At 66.1% G+C, this 19,780-nt stretch carries 13 protein-coding genes; 6 read left to right on the forward strand and 7 right to left on the reverse strand.

Annotated elements, in window-relative coordinates; genetic code table 11:
• Positions 1 to 202 precede the first annotated feature (202 nt).
• From V2S85_RS19925 to V2S85_RS19935, 3 genes are all read right to left on the reverse strand, one after another.
• Positions 203 to 1,243 carry an NAD-dependent epimerase/dehydratase family protein gene (locus V2S85_RS19925; protein WP_330704561.1) on the reverse strand — a complete coding sequence of 347 codons (1,041 nt, stop codon included), beginning with the start codon at positions 1,241 to 1,243 and terminating at the stop codon, positions 203 to 205.
• A gap of 121 nt (positions 1,244 to 1,364) precedes the next feature.
• Positions 1,365 to 2,297 (reverse strand): autotransporter domain-containing protein, encoded by a 933-nt coding sequence (locus V2S85_RS19930; RefSeq protein WP_330704562.1) that lies wholly within the window; start codon positions 2,295 to 2,297, stop codon positions 1,365 to 1,367.
• A 14-nt stretch (positions 2,298 to 2,311) separates the two neighbouring features.
• Positions 2,312 to 4,324, reverse strand: a complete 2,013-nt coding sequence (locus V2S85_RS19935; protein ID WP_330704563.1) for an ATP-binding protein — start codon at positions 4,322 to 4,324, stop codon at positions 2,312 to 2,314.
• 677 nt (positions 4,325 to 5,001) lie between these two features.
• Between V2S85_RS19935 and V2S85_RS19940 the strand changes: the two genes are divergently transcribed.
• The 3 genes from V2S85_RS19940 (at position 5,002) to V2S85_RS19950 (ending at position 9,762) form a co-directional block, all read left to right on the forward strand.
• Positions 5,002 to 5,784 (forward strand): response regulator, encoded by a 783-nt coding sequence (locus V2S85_RS19940; RefSeq protein ID WP_330704564.1) that lies wholly within the window; start codon positions 5,002 to 5,004, stop codon positions 5,782 to 5,784.
• 268 nt (positions 5,785 to 6,052) lie between these two features.
• Positions 6,053 to 9,211 (forward strand): autotransporter outer membrane beta-barrel domain-containing protein, encoded by a 3,159-nt coding sequence (locus V2S85_RS19945; RefSeq protein ID WP_330704565.1) that lies wholly within the window; start codon positions 6,053 to 6,055, stop codon positions 9,209 to 9,211.
• 290 nt (positions 9,212 to 9,501) lie between these two features.
• Entirely contained in the window at positions 9,502 to 9,762 is a 261-nt protein-coding gene (locus V2S85_RS19950; protein WP_330704566.1) for a hypothetical protein, read from the forward strand.
• Between the two features lie 416 nt (positions 9,763 to 10,178).
• Here the strand turns inward: V2S85_RS19950 and gmd are convergent, their stop codons facing one another.
• The 4 genes from gmd to V2S85_RS19970 all read right to left on the reverse strand — a co-directional run bounded on the left by gmd (position 10,179) and on the right by V2S85_RS19970 (position 14,331).
• Positions 10,179 to 11,300 (reverse strand): GDP-mannose 4,6-dehydratase, encoded by a 1,122-nt coding sequence (gmd, locus tag V2S85_RS19955; RefSeq protein ID WP_330704567.1) that lies wholly within the window; start codon positions 11,298 to 11,300, stop codon positions 10,179 to 10,181.
• Between the two features lie 162 nt (positions 11,301 to 11,462).
• A complete protein-coding gene (gene galE / locus V2S85_RS19960; protein WP_330704568.1) occupies positions 11,463 to 12,479 on the reverse strand; it encodes a UDP-glucose 4-epimerase GalE in 1,017 nt (338 codons plus the stop codon).
• A gap of 155 nt (positions 12,480 to 12,634) precedes the next feature.
• Positions 12,635 to 13,342, reverse strand: coding sequence for a polysaccharide biosynthesis/export family protein (locus tag V2S85_RS19965; protein ID WP_330704569.1), 708 nt, complete (start codon positions 13,340 to 13,342; stop codon positions 12,635 to 12,637).
• Between the two features lie 77 nt (positions 13,343 to 13,419).
• Positions 13,420 to 14,331 carry a M48 family metallopeptidase gene (locus V2S85_RS19970; protein ID WP_330704570.1) on the reverse strand — a complete coding sequence of 304 codons (912 nt, stop codon included), beginning with the start codon at positions 14,329 to 14,331 and terminating at the stop codon, positions 13,420 to 13,422.
• Positions 14,332 to 14,760: 429 nt separating this feature from the next.
• Here V2S85_RS19970 and V2S85_RS19975 point away from each other — a divergent pair, with 429 nt between their 5' ends.
• The 3 genes from V2S85_RS19975 to V2S85_RS19985 all read left to right on the forward strand — a co-directional run bounded on the left by V2S85_RS19975 (position 14,761) and on the right by V2S85_RS19985 (position 19,611).
• The gene (locus tag V2S85_RS19975) at positions 14,761 to 16,155 is read left to right on the forward strand and encodes an O-antigen ligase family protein (protein ID WP_330704591.1); all 1,395 of its coding nucleotides are present in this window, start codon (positions 14,761 to 14,763) and stop codon (positions 16,153 to 16,155) included.
• A gap of 110 nt (positions 16,156 to 16,265) precedes the next feature.
• Entirely contained in the window at positions 16,266 to 18,452 is a 2,187-nt protein-coding gene (locus V2S85_RS19980; protein ID WP_330704571.1) for a GumC family protein, read from the forward strand.
• 91 nt (positions 18,453 to 18,543) lie between these two features.
• On the forward strand, positions 18,544 to 19,611 hold the full coding sequence (locus V2S85_RS19985; RefSeq protein ID WP_330704572.1) for a hypothetical protein: 1,068 nt from the start codon (positions 18,544 to 18,546) through the stop codon (positions 19,609 to 19,611).
• Positions 19,612 to 19,780 lie beyond the last annotated feature (169 nt).

Here is a 19,780-nt window from a genome sequence, read left to right on the forward strand (position 1 = left end):
AACTTCGAGGGCTGCGTGCCGTTTCATCGATGAGAGGTTGCCACCATGCGACGCTGAAAAAAGCAGGTTTGCAATGATCGACACATTCGACGCACACATCGAAGTCCCGCCGTTCGACTTGCCCGTGATCCTCGCCTTCAACGGCATGCTCTGGGCGATCATCGTGATGCTTGCCGCGACGATCTGGTGATCTGGCGAAGGATCACAGCCCGGTATAGGCCCGGAACCATTCGACGAAACGGGGCACGCCGACCTCGATCGTAGTGCCGGGAGCATATCCGGTGTCGCGGGTCAGGGCGGTGATGTCCGCGTAAGTCGCGTGCACGTCGCCCGGCTGCATCGGCAGCAAGTTGCGCCGGGCCTTGCGGCCGCATGCATCTTCCAGGACTTCGATGAGACGCAGGAGCGGTTCGGCACGGTTGTTGCCGATGTTGTACAGCGCGTGCGGCTTGGTGCTGCCCCCGGCCTTGGGCGCGCCGTCGTCCAGCGGCGCGCGGTCGAGGCAGGCCAGCACGCCGCCGACGATGTCGTCGATGTAGGTGAAGTCGCGGCTCATGTCGCCGTGGTTGTAGACGTCGATCGGGCGGTCGGTGAGGATCCGCTCGGCGAACTTCCACATCGCCATGTCGGGGCGCCCCCACGGACCGTAGACGGTGAAGAAGCGCAGGCCCGTCAACGGGATGCGGAAGAGGTGGGCGTAAGTCTCGCTCATCAGTTCGTCCGCCTTCTTGGTGGCGGCGTAGAGGGAGACCGGATTGTCGGCGCGGTCCTCGACCGCGAACGGCAGCTTGGCATTGCCGCCGTAGACCGAACTGGAACTGGCGTAGACCATGTGCCGGATCTGCCGCGCCCGCGCGAGTTCGAGCATGTTGACGTGCCCGGCCAGGTTCGAAGCGACGTAGGCGTGCGGGTTGTCGAGCGAGTAGCGCACCCCGGCCTGTGCGCCGAGATGGACGATGCGTTCGAACGCGAAAGGCGCGAGCGTGGCGCTCAGCGCGCCCATGTCGGAGAAATCGAGGCGGTGGAAACGGAACCGCTCGCCGTGGCGCACCGCGAGATCGTCCAGCCGGGCCTGCTTGAGCGAGGCCGGGTAATAGTCGTTGAGGCTGTCGATGCCGATCACCTGCTGCCCGCGCAGCAGCAGGGCATCGGCAACCGCCGCGCCGATGAATCCCGCCGCGCCGGTGACCAGCACCGTCGATCGGGTATTCGTACCCGGTAGCGCAGTCTGTTCCGTCATCATGTTTCCCATGCTCGGCGCCCGTATCTCACGCCGCGAACCGGCGGCGTAGCGCAAAAAGGTGGATCAGATGATAACCGCCGCGATGGTGTTCCGGCGGGTGGACCGGACGCGCGGGGGGGAGTCAGAACGACAGCCGCAGGGCCGCGCCCGCAGAGGTGACGTTCCCCGCCTTCATCCCGAAGCTGCGCGAGGTGAACAGGTCGAGGTACAGGCCGCGGGTCAGCTTCATGTTGGCGGTGGCGCCGACCTCGAACCAGCTGTCGGCGTAATGCTTGCTGTCGAGACGGAACGGCATGGCCGCGTCGGGATCGTCGTTGCGGCGCAATCGCAGTTCGGAAAGGCCATTGCTGGTCCAGTTGCGCGATATCGAGAGCCCCGCGTAATTGACCCCGGAGGCCCCGAAGGCATGGTCGATGCGCATCGCGGCGTTGGCGGACCATGTCGGCTCGCCGGTTTCCTGGTCGCGCACGCGTTCCACCACTTGCGCGGGCCGCAGCAGCTTGCCGTTGGCGAACGATGCGGTGACGGTCGGCGTCAGGTAGAAGCCGGAACCGAGCGACAGGACGCGGCCGAAGTCGCCGCCGATCGCATAGTAGTCGCTGCCCTGGGCGCCGGTGCTCTTTCGCTTGCCTTCCGGGGTGCTGATCCGGCCATAGACCTGGCGGCCGTAGCTTACCCAGCCATCGACGACCCAGTTGTCGAAGTTGCCGCCGGCGCCCAGCGTGCCGACATAGTAATCCGAGGGCAGCGCCAGGTCGGCCTGAAGCAGCGTCCCATGGTAGCGCATCAGGCTGCCGCGCACGTAGCCCTTGCCGACGGTGCGCGAGAGGCTCATCGACTGCCAGTAGCCATCGGGGCCATCGTCGCGCACGCTGATGCCTGCGGAAACCGAAGCGGTCCACAGCAGTGGCTCGGGCTCTGGTCCGGGCGCCGGAACCTCCACGGTTGCCGCAGCCGCCTCGGTCGAAGCAGGAAGAGCGGTATCCTGAGCCAGCGCCGGAGCGGGGAGCAGCAGGAGGCCGAGCCATGGAGCGGCCCGCATGCAGGTCTGCATGATGCGCGTGCTCCTCAGGCGGCTTTGCGCAGGGTGGGGACGAAGGCGGCCGGAACCGTCACGCGTGCCACGAAGCCGTCCTGGCCATGGGCGAACGACACGTCGCCGCCATGCGCGCGCGCGATCGAGCGGCACACGGCGAGGCCGAGGCCGCTGCCGTTGCGTCCGGAACTGCGCGCCGCCTCGCTGCGGTAGAACGGCTCGAAGGCGCGGTCGAACTCGTCCTCCGGGATGCCGGGGCCGGCATCGACGATCTCGGCCACGGCCTCGCCGCCGTTGAGCGAGACGCGGACCTTCGCGCTCTCTCCGTACTTGACCGCGTTTTCGAGCAGGTTGCCGAGCAGGCGGCGAATGCCGACCGGATCGACTTCCACGGGGATATGCGCGTTATGCTCGATCTCGACTTTCGCGCCGACCAGTTGCCAGTCGGCGACGCTGCCTTCGATCAGGTCCGCGAAGTCCAGGCGCTGGCGCGGGCCCGGCGTCGATGCGTCGCGGATGAAGGCGATGACCTGGCTGATCATCGCTTCCATCTCCGTCACTTCCTTGAGCAGCCCTTCGCGCTGCTCGTCGGGCACGTCCTCGATGCGGAAGCGCAGGCGGGTGAGCGGGGTGCGCAAGTCGTGGCTGATGGCGCCGACCATTGCCGTGCGATCATCCACGAAGGCGCGCAGGCGATGGCGCATCTGGTTGAAGGCATTGGCGGCGCGGCCGATCTCGGCCGGACCCGACAGCGGCAGGATCGTCGCGGAGGGATCACGGCCGAGCTGTTCGGCGGCCCGCGCGAAATCGCGCAGCGGCAGCACGATCCGGCGTACGAACAGCCAGGCGAGCGGGCTGACGATCGCCAGCGAAAGCGCGAACCACAGCATCACCCGCATCTGCCAGGCGTTCGGGAAAGGCTCCGCGCGCGGCGCGACGGCCAGCCAGGTGCCATCTGCCTGCTGGGCGGCGGCGACGAAGTCACCCTCGATGAAGGGCGGGGATGCCGCGTCGAACAGCGAGCTGTGGACGCGCCTGAACGGGATCGGTTCGGCCGCGGGCGCCGCAGCCGCGCGCGCGCCGGATGCCGGCGCGGTGGTCGGCGCGGGAACCGCCACCGGCGCGGTGGTCGCGATCGGCGCGGGAGTCGCGGTCGGGCTCGTCCTGGGCGCCGCGGTGGCGGTCGCAGTGGCGGTCGGGGCCGGTTCGACCGTAACGGGCGTCGGTGCGGCTGCGGGGGGGGGCGCCGTGATGACCGGTATCGAGGACAGCGTGCCGATACCGGGGGCAAGGCCCGGGTGTACCATCGGCGCCTGGACACGTCCCGGCAGTCCGCCGCCCGGACGACCTGCGATTTCACCCGTTCCGCCAGGGCGACCCGCCTGGGGCTGGCCGCTGTCGATGCCGCCGCTGCCGATCCCGCCCGTGCCGCCGGGCCGGGGCATCGACGAGCCCGGCTGCGATGGGCCGCGCGGCATGGAACTGCCAGGGAAATGGCCGCCGCCGGGGAAGCTGCCGCCCGGCATGCGGCCTCCGGGGAAGCCGCCGCCCGGCATCCCTGCCGGTCCGGGACTGCCGCCGGCGGGAGGGCCGCCGGGAATGGCCTGCGCCTGCGCCTGCTCCACCAGCAGTGAGGACCAGCTTGTCTTGTGCACGGGCGTCACCGCGAGCGGCGAGCGGGTGGCGCTGGGCACGGCGACGCCGCCGACGGGGAGCTGCGTGTAGAAGGCCAGAACGACCTTGTCCGCAGGGCGCCCGATGCGCTGCGCGAGGGCATCGCGCGATGATTCCGATACCAGCCAGCCCTGGCCGCTGACGTCCGGAGGGCCACCCATCGCCTTGCGCTCGAGACGCTCGGGAGGCGGACCGCCGCCCAGGGCCTGTGCGACCTCGGCCATGTCCCAGCGCTCGGTCGGGCGCGGCGGCAGGATGACGGTGAGGGCGAGCGTCACCGCCTGCGCCGCCAGCAACGCGCAGATGAGGATGGCGACCATCTGCATGGCCAGCGGCATGCCTAGCCGGCGCGGGATCTGTGGCAGGTTCATGGGAAGCGTTCTGCCACGAAGGTGGATGGATTTCGAGATGGAGGATTGTCGCAGGCAGGCATCCGGTGTTGCAGATGCGAAGCGGGGACAGGAGAGAGGGACACGTCCCTCCTGTCCCCGCTCCGCGTTCCCGCCGGCCGCCGAAACGGTTGACGGGAACGGTCACCCCGGTTTCCGGGAGCGGACGGGCGCTCTCCGGGAGAATCTGTGCGGCCTGCCAGCCGCCGGAGCGGCGAGTAGCACGGGCCTGTGTCAGTTTGCCGACTCTGTGATCGACGGACATTCGCCGCATCGGCGTCGCCCTGGGCGATGTGCCGGGAAAGTCCGGAGCCGTCGGCGAGCGGGACGGGTGCGACTACAGAACCCGCTCGGTCGACGGCTCCGGCACCGCAGGGCCCCTTGGCGGAGGGATCCCGGACGGTGGCCTTGAACGCAGCGGAGCCATGCTTCGCGGCAAAGAGCGCGGGGGGCGCCGTAAGAACCGCTGGCATGGCTGGCCGATACGCATCGCGGCAAGCTCGACTGTCCATGGCCTGATTTTTGGGCGGGGCAGGTTGCGCGTGGATTTCACTGCTTTGCGCGGACATTTCAGAGGTGTCGCAAGCTGTAGCAGGCCCTGAAATTCGCCCGGAACATGGGCTATCCATCTGCGCCAAATGATCCTAGAACCGCTGACAATGGACCTGCAGACCCGCATTCTCATCGTCGATGATGACGAAGGCATCCGCTCGCTGATCGGTGATTTTCTCGCCAAGCATGGCTATGAGACCGAGACTGCGGCGGATCCGGTGGAAATGCGCCGGCTTCTGGCAGGCGATCACTTCGATCTCGTCGTGCTCGACGTGATGATGCCGCGTGAGGACGGCCTTACCGCGCTGCGGCAGATGGGGCCGGATGCGCCCCCCGTCATCATGCTGTCCGCGGTGGGCAGCGACGTGGATCGCATCGTCGGGCTGGAGATGGGCGCCGAGGACTACCTCGCCAAGCCGTGCAATCCCCGCGAACTGCTTGCCAGGATCCGCACGGTGCTGCGTCGCCGCGCGGCGACCGCCCCTTCGCCTGCGCCGGTCCAGCTTCCGGCGGGATCGCCCGTGCCCCTGGCGCCTCGCGCAGTGGAGATCGATTCCGGGGATTGCCTGTACTTCGGCGGCTGGCGCATGGACCTGGGGCTGCGCCTCCTGTTCGATCCGGCCAATGCGCTGATCTCGCTGTCCGATGGCGAGTTCCGGCTGCTGCGTGCCTTCGCCGAGCATCCGCGCCGGGTGCTGACCCGTGACCAGCTGCTCGACTGGTCGCGCGGCGAGGACTCCGATCACTACGACCGGGCCATCGACGTGCAGCTGTCGCGCCTGCGCCGCAAGCTGTCCGAGGGGCAGGGCGGCAGCGACATCATCCGCACGGTGCGCAACGAAGGCTATCTGTTCGTACCGGCGGTCGGTTCCGAGCGGCCGGCAAATTAGCTGCAATTCTTCTGAAATCTTTCAGCAAAGGGTGACGCACAATCCTTCGTGCAAGTTCGGCGACGATGCCGGGCGCAAGGAGGATCAGATGCAAGCTCGGGAGTAGGAACCCCAGGGTCGTGCGTGATGCACGCGGTCCGGGGCCTGGTCTGCATGGCGCGCCGCGCCGTGCCAGCCCGACGTTGAACCGCATCCACCGCACGCTCACGACCTGACCGCGCGCATCCCCTCCGGACGATCACGTTTCACCGTTCCGGGACATACACTCATGCTTTTGTTGAAAAGTACCGCCAGCTTCGGCGCGCTTGCGCTCGCCCTCGTCGCTGCTTCGACCCCGGCCCTGGCCGACACATCGGTCACCACCGACACGACGACCGCGCTCTCCACGTCCAGCGCCGGCAACGTCACGGTCGGCGCCAACGGCTCGATCACCCTGCCGAGCGGCAGCGCCATCACCGTGAACAGCAATTCGACCGTGACCATGGGCGGCACCATCGAGATGGGCAGCGCCACCGGGGCCTCTGCGATCACCGTGAATGCCGGCACCAGTGCGTCGATCGACATCGGCGAGGACGGCGCGATCACCGTGCTGGAGGACTTCGTCGCCGAAAACACCAATGACGACAGCTATGTCACCAAGAACATCGCCTCCGCCAGCAATCGCTACGGCGTCTATGTGAACGGCGCGGCCTCGGGCACGATCCTCAACGAAGGTGCCATCACCGTCGAAGGCCAGAATTCGGGTGGCATCGTGCTGGCCGACACCTGGACGGGGTCGGTCACCAATACCGGCACGATCTCGGTCATCGGCGACTACGCGAAGGGCATCTCCACCCAGGGCGTCAATGGCGACCTGACCGTGGAGGGCACGGTATCGGTGGTCGGCTATGGCTCCAACGCCCTGAACGTCGGCGGTGACGTGACCGGCACGGTCACCATCCAGGGCGCGGTCACGAAAGGCTATACGTATACCGACGACGACGGCTCCGCCCGGATCCTGTCGCGCGATGCGCTGCGTACCGGAACCGCAGCGGTCTCGATCACCGGCAATGTCGATGGCGGCATCTACGTCGCCGCTCCGCCGGTGAACCGTGACGACGACGACGATGACGAGGACGGCGACGGGGTCGACGATTCCGATGAAGGCACCGGCTCGATCACCACTTACGGCAACGGCCCGGCGATCCAGGTGGGCGGGGCCAGCGACATCACCGTCGGTTCGGTGACGGGCAACTTCGGAGCCTATTCGATCGTCATCGACGGCTCGGTGACGGCCAATTCCTACTACAGCAACACCGACGCCTATGGCCTCGTGATCGGCGGACAGGGCGGCAACGTGACGCTCACCGACGGCATCGGCGTATCGGGCACGCTCAACGCGACGTCCTACGACCAGTCCGCCACCGCCCTGCTCATCAATGCCGGCAGCACGGTGAACACGCTGTACAACAGCGGCACCATCTCCGCCGCGCTGACATCGGGCGGGGAGGGGTCGACCACGGCGGTCCGGGATCTCTCGGGCACGCTGACAACGATCGAGAACACCGGCTTCATCACCGCCAGCGGCACCAGCACCGACACCCGCACCGCGCTCGACCTGTCCGCGAACACGACGGGCGTGACCATCACCCAGTACCTCAACGACGACGACGCGGCGACGCGCGCGGACAACGAGGAAGACGGCGACGAGGACACGACCGTCTACGCCAAGATCACCGGCGACATCCTGCTGGGCTCGGGCAACGATTCGATTTCCGCCTCGACCGGCCAGATCGCCGGCGACACCTATTTTAATGGCGGCAACGACGCGCTGACGCTCTCCGACGATGCCGCCTACATCGGCGACGTCTATTTCGGCAGCGGCACGGGGACGGCGACGCTCTCGGGCGAATCGAGCTTCTCGGGGACCATGGACTTCGCCGGCGAGGCGGGGACCGTCACGATCAACGATACCGCTACGTATTCGGGCCAGTTCAGCAATGCCGGGAACGTCGCGGTCACGGTGAACGGCGGCACCCTGATCCCCGACGAGGCGACGACGGTGAACTTCGGTTCGCTCACCGTCGGCTCGGGGGGCACCATCGGTGTCTATGTCGACGGCGCCGAAAGCTCGACCATCGTGGTCGACAGCGCCACCCTGGCCGACGGGGCCAGCGTCTCGGCCACCGTCAACAGCCTGGCCACGGCGGAGGGCACCTACACCGTGCTGACCTCCGACAACCTGAACATCGAAGGCTCGCTCAGCTCCTCGATCGACACGCCGTTCATCTACAACGGGTCGGTGACCAGCGACGATGACAACATCTACCTGACCCTCGCCCGCAAGACGACGGGCGAACTGGGGCTGACGAAGTCGCAGGCGGCTGCCTGGGACGCGATCTATGCGACCGCCCAGAACGACGACTACATGACCGACAGCCTGCTGCAGGTCGCGGATTCGGCGACGCTGCGCGATCAGGTGGGCGGCCTGCTGCCCGACCACGCCGGCGGCGTCTTCCGCGCCGTGACCACCGCCGATCGCCTGGCCGCGCGCCACATCAGCGACGATACGACGATGTTCGACGTTTCCGACATCGGCGGATGGTTCGAGCCGGTCTACTGGCGCGCCAGCAAGGACGCTACCGACACCGCCGGCTACAAGGCCAATGGCTGGGGCCTGTCGGGCGGTGTCGAGCGCGCCACCGACCTCGGCCACTTCGGCATCTCCTATGCCTGGCTGCAGGGCAGCGTCACCAACAACGGCGGGACGGGCAAGCTCGACATCGGCCAGCACGACGTGGGGCTGTTCTGGCGCACCGCGAAGGGGCCGCTGATGGCCTGGGCCCGCGTCGGTGCCTCGCGCGTGTCGATCGATTCGACACGCACTTATACCGGCACGATCGACGATACCGACTTCTCCTATGCGGCGGACGGCAGCTGGAAGGGCTGGCTGTTCTCCGGGCTCGCGGGGGCGTCCTATCGCTTCGAGATGTCGCGCCGGTTCACGCTGAAGCCCAAGGTGGAGCTGGAGCAGATGTGGCTGAAGGAGGACGGCTATGCCGAAACCGCCGACAGCGATGCCATGGCGCTGACCGTCGCCGGCCGCACCAGCAAGCAGCTGAGCGTGACGCCGACGGTCACGGCGGCCTATGCGCTGGGCACGCCGAGCGAGGACTATCGCCCGCTGACCTTCCAGGTCGAGGCCGGCCGCCGCGAGGTGCTTTCGGGCAAGCTCGGCAGCACCACCGCCTACTTCAACGGCGGCGACAGCTACGACGCCGGAGAGGCGTTCACGATCGCCGGAGACGGCCTGAACGGTGCCTGGATCGGCGAGGCCAGCGTGCTGGCCGGCGGCTACGACTTCACCTGGAAACTGTCCGCGCGGACGGAGCGCATGAACACCGGCACGGATTTCTCGGCCCGCGCTTCGCTGAGCGTGGCGTTCTGACATCCCCGGCAGAGCCGGGGGCGCCGATCCGTGGCGCCCCCGGCTCTGCCGCTTTCATCGCGCGGTATGGGACGGCTGTTCCCGCATCCTGAATATTCAGGAGGGATTCCAACGCATCCGGGCTGCTTCGGCGTTGATTCTGCAGCTCCTTCTGCCGCAACGGACCGCGATCCTGCCTTGACGCGGCTTGCAATCGGAACGATGCACGCAGATCATCTCGGAAATTACGCGTTTTTCCGGGCAGGGGCGAGATGATAAGAAACCCCGGCTCGTACGATGAAGGAGGTCACATGAAGCTGAAGCAGACTCTGCTTACGCTCAGCGCCGCCGCCATGATCGCGGCTCCGGTCGCGGCTCAGGCCGGTACTACCGCTGCGGCGTCGGTCGGCAAGATCAGCAACCTGAGCGGTGTCGGCGAGCGTCGCTCGACCGACGTGAAGGCGAAGCAGAAGGCAGACGGCACGCTTGTCGTCGTTGGTCTTCTGGCCGCCGGTGCTGCTGGTTTCGGGATCTACAAGGCCGTTGACGACGACAAGTCGAACGGTTCGTAATCCCTTAGCCTGAAGCTAAGCGAGTAAAGGATGGCCGCGGCGGGATTTTCCGGTCGCGGCCATCTGTCGCTCGGCCATCCTGCGAAGGAATGTGTCGTGGCGTAACCTGTTGGTGCGATGGGGTTCGTCAGATCTTGCAAATTTTTCAGTTTTTCCGATGCCTTCTCAATCGTCATCGCCCCGCCAGGGGCAAGGACCAGTGGAATGGCACCATGTACGTACGGATATGTCGAGCGTGCGGAGCCCCTATCGTCCGAAAAGGACATGGCGGCCGCTGGATTCGCAAATCCTGAATTCCGATATCCGGCGCTGAAACAGGGCGGTGAGGCAGCGCAGTGAGGCAGGGCGGCAACCGGTACTGGACCGGATGCCGCCTGCCGATATCGGACATGGAGGCGTCTGCCGCCCCCGGCCGATCAGCCTTCTACGCTGACCGCAACGTCGAGGCCGTGCTCCTTGAGCAGGGCGTGGCGGCGTGCCGCCTTGTGGTCTTCCGCGACCATTTCCGCGCACATTTCCTGAACGGTGATCTCGGGCGTCCAGCCGAGCAGCTCCTTGGCCTTGGCCGGATCGCCCAGCAGGGTGTCGACTTCCGCCGGGCGGAAGTAGCGCGGGTCGATGCGCATGACGACATCGCCGACCTCGAGCGCCGGAGCGAGATCGCCCTCGATCGCGGCCACGGTGGCGATTTCATCGATGCCTTCGCCCGAGAACTCGAGCGTGAGGCCCAGTTCCTTGCCGGCCCAGGCGATGAACTGGCGGACCGAGTACTGCACGCCGGTGGCGATCACGAAGTCGCGCGCCTCTTCCTGCTGCAGCATCATCCACTGCATGCGGACGTAGTCCTTGGCGTGGCCCCAGTCGCGCAGCGAATCGATGTTGCCCATGTAGAGGCAGGGTTCGAGCCCGAGCGCGATATTGGCGAGGCCGCGAGTGATCTTGCGCGTCACGAAGGTCTCGCCGCGGCGGGGCGATTCGTGGTTGAACAGCACGCCGTTGCACGCATACATGCCATAGGCTTCGCGGTAGTTGACCGTGATCCAGTAGGCGTAGAGCTTGGCCACCGCGTAAGGCGAGCGCGGGTAGAACGGCGTCGTCTCGCGCTGCGGAATCTCCTGGACGAGGCCATAGAGTTCCGAGGTCGACGCCTGGTAGAAGCGGGTCTTCTTCTCGAGACCGAGGAAGCGGATGGCCTCCAGCAGGCGCAGGGTGCCGATGCCATCGACGTCGGCGGTATATTCGGGCGCCTCGAAGCTGACGGCGACGTGGCTCTGCGCGCCGAGGTTGTAGACTTCGTCAGGCTCGATGTCGCGGATCAGGCGCGTCAGGTTCGACGTGTCGCTCAGATCGCCGTAATGCAGATTGAAGCGCGTCCCGTGCTTGTGGCGATCCTCGTAGATGTGATCGACGCGAGCGGTATTGAAAAGGGAAGCACGACGCTTGATGCCGTGTACTTCGTATCCCTTTTCAAGGAGAAATTCTGCGAGGTACGAACCATCCTGGCCCGTCACGCCCGTAATTAATGCCTTCTTGGTCATCTGCGCGGCATTCCTATGTGACTTTCCGAAACGGGATAGTCCGGAAGCGCAATTGCTGCAATGCAAAATGGCAATGCTGCGCAAGATCTCGCGAATTGGTTCCCGGCTTATCTTGCGTCTGAGGCTTTACGCGACAAAACGACGGGTATTTGCGATAGAAAGTTAGTTACCCTGAATTTCGGTCAGGCGCCGTTCCCAGGCTAGCGCATGCTCGATCATCGTCGGCAGGTCGTCGTAGCGCGGGGTCCAGGGCACGGTCGCTTTGATGCGCCGGTTGTCCGAGATCAGCGCGGCCGGATCTCCGGCCCGGCGGTCCTGTATGCGGCGGTCGATCGTACGGTTGGTGGCGCGATCGACGGCGTCGAGCACTTCCAGGACCGAGAAGCCCTTACCATACCCGCAATTCATCGTGAGCGACCGTCCCGGCTCCGCGATCAGCGCTTCCAGTGCCAGGACATGTGCGCTGGCGAGATCGGAGACGTGGATATAGTCCCGCACGCCGGTGCCGTCCGGCGTGTCGAAGTCGCTGCCGAATACCGCGACATGGTCCCGCTTGCCCAGCGCCGCCTCGACCGCGACCTTGATAAGGTGCGTGGCGCCTGCGGTGGACTGGCCGGTGCGGGCCTGCGGATCGGCCCCGGCCACGTTGAAGTAACGCAGGGCGCAGTAATTGAACGCATGAGCGGCACCGACGTCGGCCAGCATGAACTCGGTCATCAGCTTTGACATGCCGTAGGGATTGATCGGCGACTTCGGGCTGTCTTCGGGCACCGGCGAGACTTCGGGGATGCCGTAAGTGGCCGCGGTGGAACTGAAGATGAAGTGCGGAACGCCCGCCTGCACCGCCGCCGCGATGAGGGCCCGGCTCTTCGCGGTATTGTTGTGATAGTACTTGAGTGGATCGCTGACCGATTCGGGAACCACGACCGATCCCGCGAAATGCATGATGGCGCCTCGCCCGGCGCCCATTCCCTGCTCCGAGAAGATCCGTGCGAGGAGGCCCGCATCCTCGATGTCGCCGTGGTAGAAGGGCACGCCATCGGGCACCGCGAACCGGAAGCCGGTCACCAGATTGTCGATCACCGCCAGCGGCCATCCCGCATCGGCGAGGGCGAGCACGGCGTGGCTGCCGATGTAGCCGGCGCCACCGGTTACGAGAACGGGTTGCTTGGTGGTCATGGCGTCCTCACGGGCTGGAGCGGGGTGCGGGCGGAAATCTGGCGCAGCGTGCCACCGTCTTCAAGCGGCGAATGATCCGCGAACCCGCCGGAAATGGTGGCATTTCCGGCGGAAGGCGCTGCATCCGGGGCTTGCGGGGTGGCCGCGAGCGGCCCCTATCGCCTTGCGATGATAAGGAAGGTGTTGAGCAGCGGGGTCGCCTTGAGGACGTTCATCACGATGCCGCGTATCGGGGAGAAGCCCACCATCACGACGTCGCCATCGAGAATCGTGGGGTCTGCGGCGATGCCGGTACGGATATCCTTGAGGTTGAAGCGCGCCACCAGCCGTTGCTCGCCTACCGTACGGAACACGACGACTTCGGAGAGCCTTGCGGTTTCGGTCGGGCTCTGCGCGCGGGCGAGCGTGGACAGCAGTGTGGTGTTGCCATCGATTTCGTAGACGCCCGGCGACTTGACCTCGCCTTCGACGGAAACGTAGCGCGGTGCGAGCAGGCTGACCGCGACGCTCACCTGCGGATTGACCAGGTAGCTCCTGTTCAGGCGATCCGTGATCTCGCTTGCCACTTCCGGCGTGCTGCGGCCGGCGGCCTGGACGCTGCCGATAAGGGGCACCTGGATGAAGCCGGCTTCGTCGACCAGCAGGTCGGGGGACGAAATTTCCGCTTCACCGAACACCCGCAGGTTGAGCTTGTCCTTGGGGCGAATGGCATAGGCGGCCGGCTTGATGACGGTGGCCGGGATCAGCTGGTACGCGGCCGGACCCGTCGGAAGGTCGGGGTTGGTCGTCGACGTGGCGCAAGCGGTAAGGGCCATGCATGAAAGGATCGTGCCCAGCAGAGCGAGCGACTTAGTTTCGGGCACTACCGGGAATCTCCATGGCCTGCTGTCCGTCGCAACGGGTAGTCGCGGAGTCTGTGGAGCGCAAGTGTGCAAGCATTTCACTTTGTCTGAGTCTCCGTGGTGTGATCCGGAAGTCCCTGGGCCGCAAGTGTCTGGGGAGGGCATTCGAGGTGGCGCGCTTCCTCGCGCATCAAGGCTACGCGGGCCTTGCGCGAACGATGCGTGGGATCGCGCAGGAAGCGCAGCCAGTCCTGGGCGTCCCGCCGTAGCCAGAACGCCTGGGCATTCACCGGATCGTAGCCCGCGCAGTAGGACAGGCGCACGCCCATGAGGTCGGCCCGGTCTTCCATGGCACGCCTTTGCGCAATGCTGCGGGCCTGCGCGTCGCGGTTGACGATGTGGCCGAGTTCGTGCGCCGCCACCAGTGCCAGCTCGTCGTCGTTGCGGGCGAAGCCGATCAAGGTATCGGACAAGGCCGCGTTGGTGCCGTCGGTGAAACCGTCGAAACCGCGCCCGGTCTTGATGACGAAGCGCGCGGAGCAGATCGCGACGGGCTGGAGCCGGGCGATCCTTCGTTCGCCGCCCCGATCGAGGGCAAGCGCGATGGGGGCGTCGGCCGGCTTTGCCGCAAGCAGGTCTTCGAGTTCGTCGGCGAACAGCGAGGCATCCCGGCTTCGCGAGCGGATCTGCTCGACCGATACGCCGTCGATCGCCGCGATTTCGTCTCCGGGCACGACGCCTGCCTGGTCGGCGGGGCTGCCCGGCGCCACTGCCGCGATCTGCGGGCGGTCGGACATCTTCAGCAGTTCGCGGATGGCAGGCCTGTCTCCGGCATCGTAAGCCTCGATATAATCGAGCGTCAGGCCGGTCCCGGCGGCGGTGCGCGGGCAGAGTTTTGCTGCAGTCGTGCCCAGGCGAAAGCCGACCGCGTTCAGGCGGACCATCTTTTCGCGCAAGGTGACCGGCCAGGGCGTGGCCGGCGGTGCCGCGCCGACGCAGAGGTGCAGCATCGCCAGGCAGCCGAGGCTCCGCGCCAGGGGGCTGGCCGGCGGGCTGAGGGATGTTTCTGGTTTGCGGTTGCCTGCCATTGTGCGCTGCGGTATAGCAAGTGCACGTACATAGTCCACCGACGCAATTTTAGAGATTTCAATGAGAGCGGGAAATGGACTTCTTGCAAGGGGTGAAAGGGTTGCCGCAGAACCGGTTTCCGCGCGGCGTGGTGGCCTTCGCCTTACCCTTGCCGGGTCCGATTCCGCAGCATGCGGTGCTCGCGGTCCTTTGACTGGACGCCGTGCCGAGCCGGGCGGTATCTGATCTGTGATCGATATCGTCAGTGTCGTTCGCCGCGGGCGAAGAGACCCGGTCCTGCCGGGCGCCCGCTCGGGCGATCTTGCACCCCTTCGCCATGACTTGCGCTTCCTCGGGGAGGGCTGTTGACCATGGCCTCCGCGCTGCGAATGCCGCTGTCCGGGACCGTGCTGGCGAGCGTTCTGCTGGTCACCGCCGTTGTGTTCGGCGGTGGCGGTGCGGCTGCGGGCCTGATGAACCTCGTGGTCGAGCTTGCGGCGCTGGCCGTGCTTCTCCTGTCCCGGGGCAGCGTGGTCGCATTCTTGCGTGAGGCGCCGCGTCCCTTCGCGGTGCTCGTCACGGCGAGCCTGGCCTTGCCGCTGATCCAGTGCGTGCCCCTGCCGCCGGCGCTCTGGCATATGCTCCCGGGCCGGGATCTCGCTCGCGAGGCGCTGGTGCTGGTGGATCGGCAGGACGTCTGGTTCCCGATGTCGCTCGATGTTCGGCGTACCTTCGGTGCTTTTCTGTCCCTGCTGGCTCCGGCCACGATCATCGTGCTGTCGTGGCGGGCCTCGACGGAAAAGTCCCGCAATCTGCTTCTCGTCATGGTGGCGTGCGGGGTGGGGCTGGTGCTTTTCGGTGCGCAGCAACTCGCGCTCGGGAATACGCGGCTCATCCTCTATGCGGAGACTTTCAGGTCCACCGACCTGCACGGGGTCTTCGCCAACCACAATGCTGCGGGGCTTTTCATCGATATCGCGCTGTGCGCGCTGATCGGTGCCTTCCCGCGCCGCCGGGTCGGCACGGGGTGGATCGCCTTTGGTGTCGGCGCGGGCCTGCTGTTGCTGCTCGGCCTGATCCTGAGCCGTTCGCGGTCGGGCATGGTGCTGGTGGTCGTGCCTGCCGCGCTGCTGCTGGCGCGCATCTGGATCTTCGATCGCTTGCGTGAAGGGAGCAGGGCCCTGCGGCTTTCGCTGGTCGGCGGCTTCGTCCTGCTGTGCGCGGCGGGAGGTGTCGTGGTGGCGACCAATCATCGCACGCAGGCGAGCCTGTCGCGCTTCGACCAGCTGCAAGACGCCCGCCCGGCGATCTGGGCGGACTCCCTGGTGGCGATTCGCCGATACTGGCCGCTCGGCAGCGGCATCGGCACTTTCGACGAAGTGATACAGGTCGATGAATCGCTCGAGACATTGTCTCCCGGGCGGGCCGGACGGGCGCACAACGACTTTCTCGAGACGACGCTGGAGTCCGGCGTCATCGGTATCGGGCTGGTCGCCGCCTGGGTCGTCGTGCTGGCCATCGGCGGCTTCCGGTGCCTGCGGCGCAGTCCGGCCGGGCTTGGCGCGGCGGGCATCATGATGCTGATTGGGTTTCAGTCGATTTTGGACTATCCGCTGCGCAGTCAGGCGCTACTATGCGTCGCCGGTGTGGCGATCGGTCTGATTTGCGGGGGATGGTCGAAGCCTGAGGGACTGGAGGAAGAGCGCGAAGAAGACATCACCGAGCGGCGGCGTGTCCGGCGATCGGTCCGGTCATATCGGAGGTAGGTCTTGCATTCGCGACATCCTAGAGACCAAGGCAATTCAAGCGAACCCGGTTTTCCGGCCGGGTGGCGGGCGGGCATCCCCGGGGAATGTAAGCAATGGCGGAACGTGATTTGAAAGACATAGCTTTCGGTAAGGATGCCCCGGACGAGATTCTCGGGAAGCAGGAAACCGAGTTCGATTTTTCCCGGTATCTGAAGACGTTCATCGGCGTCGTGCGGCGCAATGCCGTGGTGATCGGCGTAATTCTCGCCGGATCGATCCTCCTCGGGGTGATCGTGACGCTGCTGATGACGCCGACTTACGACGCCGTCGCCCAGATCATGATCGAGGATCAGGCCGACGAGATCATCGAGGGCAGCGAACTGCAGAGCGCCATGACGGGCCGCGGCGATACCGCCCGCTTCCTGTCGACCCAGCTCGGCATCGTCCAGAGCCGGTCGCTGGCACGGGCCGTCATCCAGAGCGAGCGTCTTGACCGCAACCCGGCCTATTTCGAGGCGATGGGCAGCGAGATGCCGGTCGCCGAGGCGGGACAGTCGGCGCAGGACGTCGCCAACGCCAGCCGCAATCGGGCCATCAGTCTTCTGCAGTCCGCGCTTTCGGTGGAAATGCCGATCGACAGCCGTATCGCCGGCCTCAGCATTCGCAGCCGCAGCCCGCAACTGTCCGCGCGGCTCGCCAACCTCTATGCCCAGCGTTACATCGAGTACAATCTCAACCAGAAGTACGAGAGTTCGGCTTATGCCCGCCGGTTTCTGGCCGATCAGCTTGACGATGCGCGCAACAAGCTCACCCAGTCCGAGCGTGACCTCAACCAGTATGCCCGCGCTGCAGGCCTGATCCGTGTCACCGGTCAGGGAGGTAACGGCGAGACCGCGCTTTCGGTGACCAACAACACCCTCGTCGATCTCAACAGCTCCGCCTCAAAGGCGATCGCGGATCGGATCGCGGCGGAAGATCGCTGGAAGACGATTGCGGGGCAGCCGATCCTCAACGTCCCCGAGGTGAACGCCAATCCTGCGGTTTCCGGCCTCATCGCCGAGAAGGCGAAGGCCCAGGCGATTCTTGCGGACGAGCTTTCGCGGCACCGCGATGGCTACTCCACCGTCGTTGCCCAGCGGGCTGCGATCGCGGAACTCGACCGCCGTATCCTCGCCATTGCGACTTCGATCAAGAACTCGGCGCAGCTGGATTATCAGGCCGCGGCCGAGAAGGAGAAGTCGCTCCTCAGCCGCGTGACTTCCGTGCGCGGCGAAGCGCTCGACGAGCAGGATCGCGGTGTACAGTACTCGGTGCTCAAGCGTGTCGCCGACACCAATCGTACGCTCTACGAAACCCTGCTTTCGCGCTACAACCAGCTGAATGCCTCGGCTGGTGCCACTTCGAACAACGTCACCCTGGTCGATGCGGCCGAAGTGCCGCACTCGCCGCATTCGCCCAACCTCCTGCTGAACCTGGCGGTCGCATTGGTGGCTGGTTTCGTGCTCGCGGCGGCGATCGTGTTCCTGAAGGAACTGTTCGACGATGCCATCCGGTCGCCGGAGGATGTCGAGAGAAAGCTCGAGATGCCGCTGCTCGGCCTGGTGCCGATGCTCGACATTGAGGGCGTCGAGGAGGAGATGGGCAATCGCCGCTCAAGCTTGAGTGAGGCGTTCCAGTCGCTGGTCACCAACTTGCGTTACTCGACCGCCAATGGCCTGCCCCGCGTGCTGGCGCTGACCAGTTCGCGCGAGTCCGAAGGCAAGTCCACGACCGCGCGCAGCATTGCGCTCAACGTGGCGAGGCTTGGCAACAAGGTGCTGCTGGTCGATGCCGACTTGCGCCGTCCCACGCTGCATCGCCAGATGAAGGACGCCAACCTCTCCGGCCTGACCGATGTGCTCACCGGTCAGCGCACGCTCGAGGAGGTCGCGATGCCGTCGGGCCAGCCGAACCTCGATTATGTTTCCGGTCTGCCGATGCCGCCAGACCCGGCGCTGATCCTGGCGGGCAACGGGCTTCCGGCCTTCATTGCCGATGCCCGGACCCGCTACGACATGGTCGTCCTCGACTGTCCGCCGCTGCTCGGACTTTCGGATGCGGCCTTGCTGGCCCGGCATGCCGACGGTGTGCTGTTCATCATCGACGCGTCGAGCTTCCACCGCGGCGCGGTCAAGTCGGCGATGCGGCGACTGGCGCTGGTCAAGGCCAACATCCTCGGCGTGGTGCTGAACCGCTTCAATCCGCGCGCCGGTGCCGACGATTACAAGTATTACAGCTACAACTATTACAGCTATGGCTCGCAGGAGCGCGACTAAGCGCAGCGCCCCCCGGTATCCGGCCTGGTCCGGCCGGATACTGTGGGCCATCCTGCTCGCTGCGATCGCAGTGTGCGCCATCGGCGTGCAAATGGATCGTCAGGCGCGGCGCAGCATCGCGGTCGCCAGGCTCGTGCCCAAGGTTTTCCGGGGTTTCGCTCTGGAGACGCTGGCCAAGGATGCCTACGGCAGGGGTGACCTCGAGAGCGGCCTCGAACTGTCGCGGCAACTGGTCGGGCGGCGGCCGATACCGGCGGATAATCTCGCACTCTATGCGAATGGCCTGCTCGCGACGGGGCAGGAGGACGCCGCGCTGCAGCCGGTGCTGCTTGCGGCGCAGCGCGGTTGGCATGACCGCTTCACGCAGCGGATCGTGATCGTCCTGGCGGCCCGCTCGGGCGACTGGGCGGTCGCGGCGCAGCGGGTGCTCGCCCTCTGGCGACTTGGCGGGACCGACGACGAAGTGCGTGGTCTCACGAAGTCCGTCCTGTCGGACCCGCGCGGCGTCGATGCGGTGGCTTCGGGCATCGGCCCGGGGGGGCGGTGGTGGACCACCGCGTTCCTTGGCTGGGCCGCGAGTGAACTGCCCGAGGCATCGGTGCAGCGGCTCGCCGCGGCGATGAAGGCGAAAGGCGCAAGTCTGGAGTGTAGCGCACTCTCCCGGGGGCTGCCGCGCCTGCTGGCGATGGGCAAGCCAGGACAGGCGACGGCGCTCTGGCGCGAAGCTTGCGGGTCCGGCGGCATGACGACTGCCGATGACCTGGCGTTCAGGCAGTCCACGGGATTGGCCGGACCGTTCGATTGGGCCTTAAACGAAAGCCCCGGCCTGAGCACGCATCTGGAAGTACAGGCCGGCCAGCCGGTGCTGCACTACGAGAATTCCGATCCGGTTCGCTCGGTGATCGCCAGCCGCAATCTCGTTCTGGCGCCCGGGACGTGGCAGGTCCGGCTCGACGCCGATGACGAGGCGATCGATCGGCGGCCGCTGGCGATCAGGATACGCTGTTTCGGAAAGGGCATCCTTCCGGCTGCCGGCACTGCCTCTGCGGGAGAGATGGTCACGACAGTGGAGGTTCCCGGAAACTGTCCGACTCAGCAACTGGATATCCTTGCCGGACGCGGGAAGGGGGCTCTCAAGAAGGTTGTCGTTACACGGTGACCTTTTCGCCCCCTGTTCGCCGAAGTGGTTTTGCGGTTCTGGGCTGGCCAGATCGGGGAATGCCACGCGGTTTGCTGCGGTTGCTAAGTATATTGTCGTCGTGCTGCAGTGGTATGGCGATTGCGAAGAGATTTTCACCGATCGTATGAAATCGATGATTTTTGCCGGG

Source organism: Novosphingobium resinovorum, from assembly GCF_036352595.1.
In the GTDB taxonomy this organism is placed as follows: Bacteria; Pseudomonadota; Alphaproteobacteria; order Sphingomonadales; family Sphingomonadaceae; genus Novosphingobium; species Novosphingobium resinovorum_B.

Excerpts from the sequence above, each read along its gene's own strand:
- V2S85_RS19985 (WP_330704572.1), top strand. The coding sequence starts at position 18,544 with ATGGATCGTCAGGCGCGGCGCAGCATCGCGGTCGCCAGGCTCGTGCCC.
- V2S85_RS19970 (WP_330704570.1), bottom strand. The coding sequence starts at position 14,331 with ATGCTGCACCTCTGCGTCGGCGCGGCACCGCCGGCCACGCCCTGGCCG.
- galE (WP_330704568.1), bottom strand. The coding sequence starts at position 12,479 with ATGACCACCAAGCAACCCGTTCTCGTAACCGGTGGCGCCGGCTACATC.
- V2S85_RS19950 (WP_330704566.1), top strand. The coding sequence starts at position 9,502 with ATGAAGCTGAAGCAGACTCTGCTTACGCTCAGCGCCGCCGCCATGATC.
- V2S85_RS19945 (WP_330704565.1), top strand. The coding sequence starts at position 6,053 with ATGCTTTTGTTGAAAAGTACCGCCAGCTTCGGCGCGCTTGCGCTCGCC.
- V2S85_RS19940 (WP_330704564.1), top strand. The coding sequence starts at position 5,002 with ATGGACCTGCAGACCCGCATTCTCATCGTCGATGATGACGAAGGCATC.
- V2S85_RS19925 (WP_330704561.1), bottom strand. The coding sequence starts at position 1,243 with ATGATGACGGAACAGACTGCGCTACCGGGTACGAATACCCGATCGACG.
- gmd (WP_330704567.1), bottom strand. The coding sequence starts at position 11,300 with ATGACCAAGAAGGCATTAATTACGGGCGTGACGGGCCAGGATGGTTCG.
- V2S85_RS19930 (WP_330704562.1), bottom strand. The coding sequence starts at position 2,297 with ATGCAGACCTGCATGCGGGCCGCTCCATGGCTCGGCCTCCTGCTGCTC.
- V2S85_RS19935 (WP_330704563.1), bottom strand. The coding sequence starts at position 4,324 with ATGAACCTGCCACAGATCCCGCGCCGGCTAGGCATGCCGCTGGCCATG.
- V2S85_RS19975 (WP_330704591.1), top strand. The coding sequence starts at position 14,761 with ATGGCCTCCGCGCTGCGAATGCCGCTGTCCGGGACCGTGCTGGCGAGC.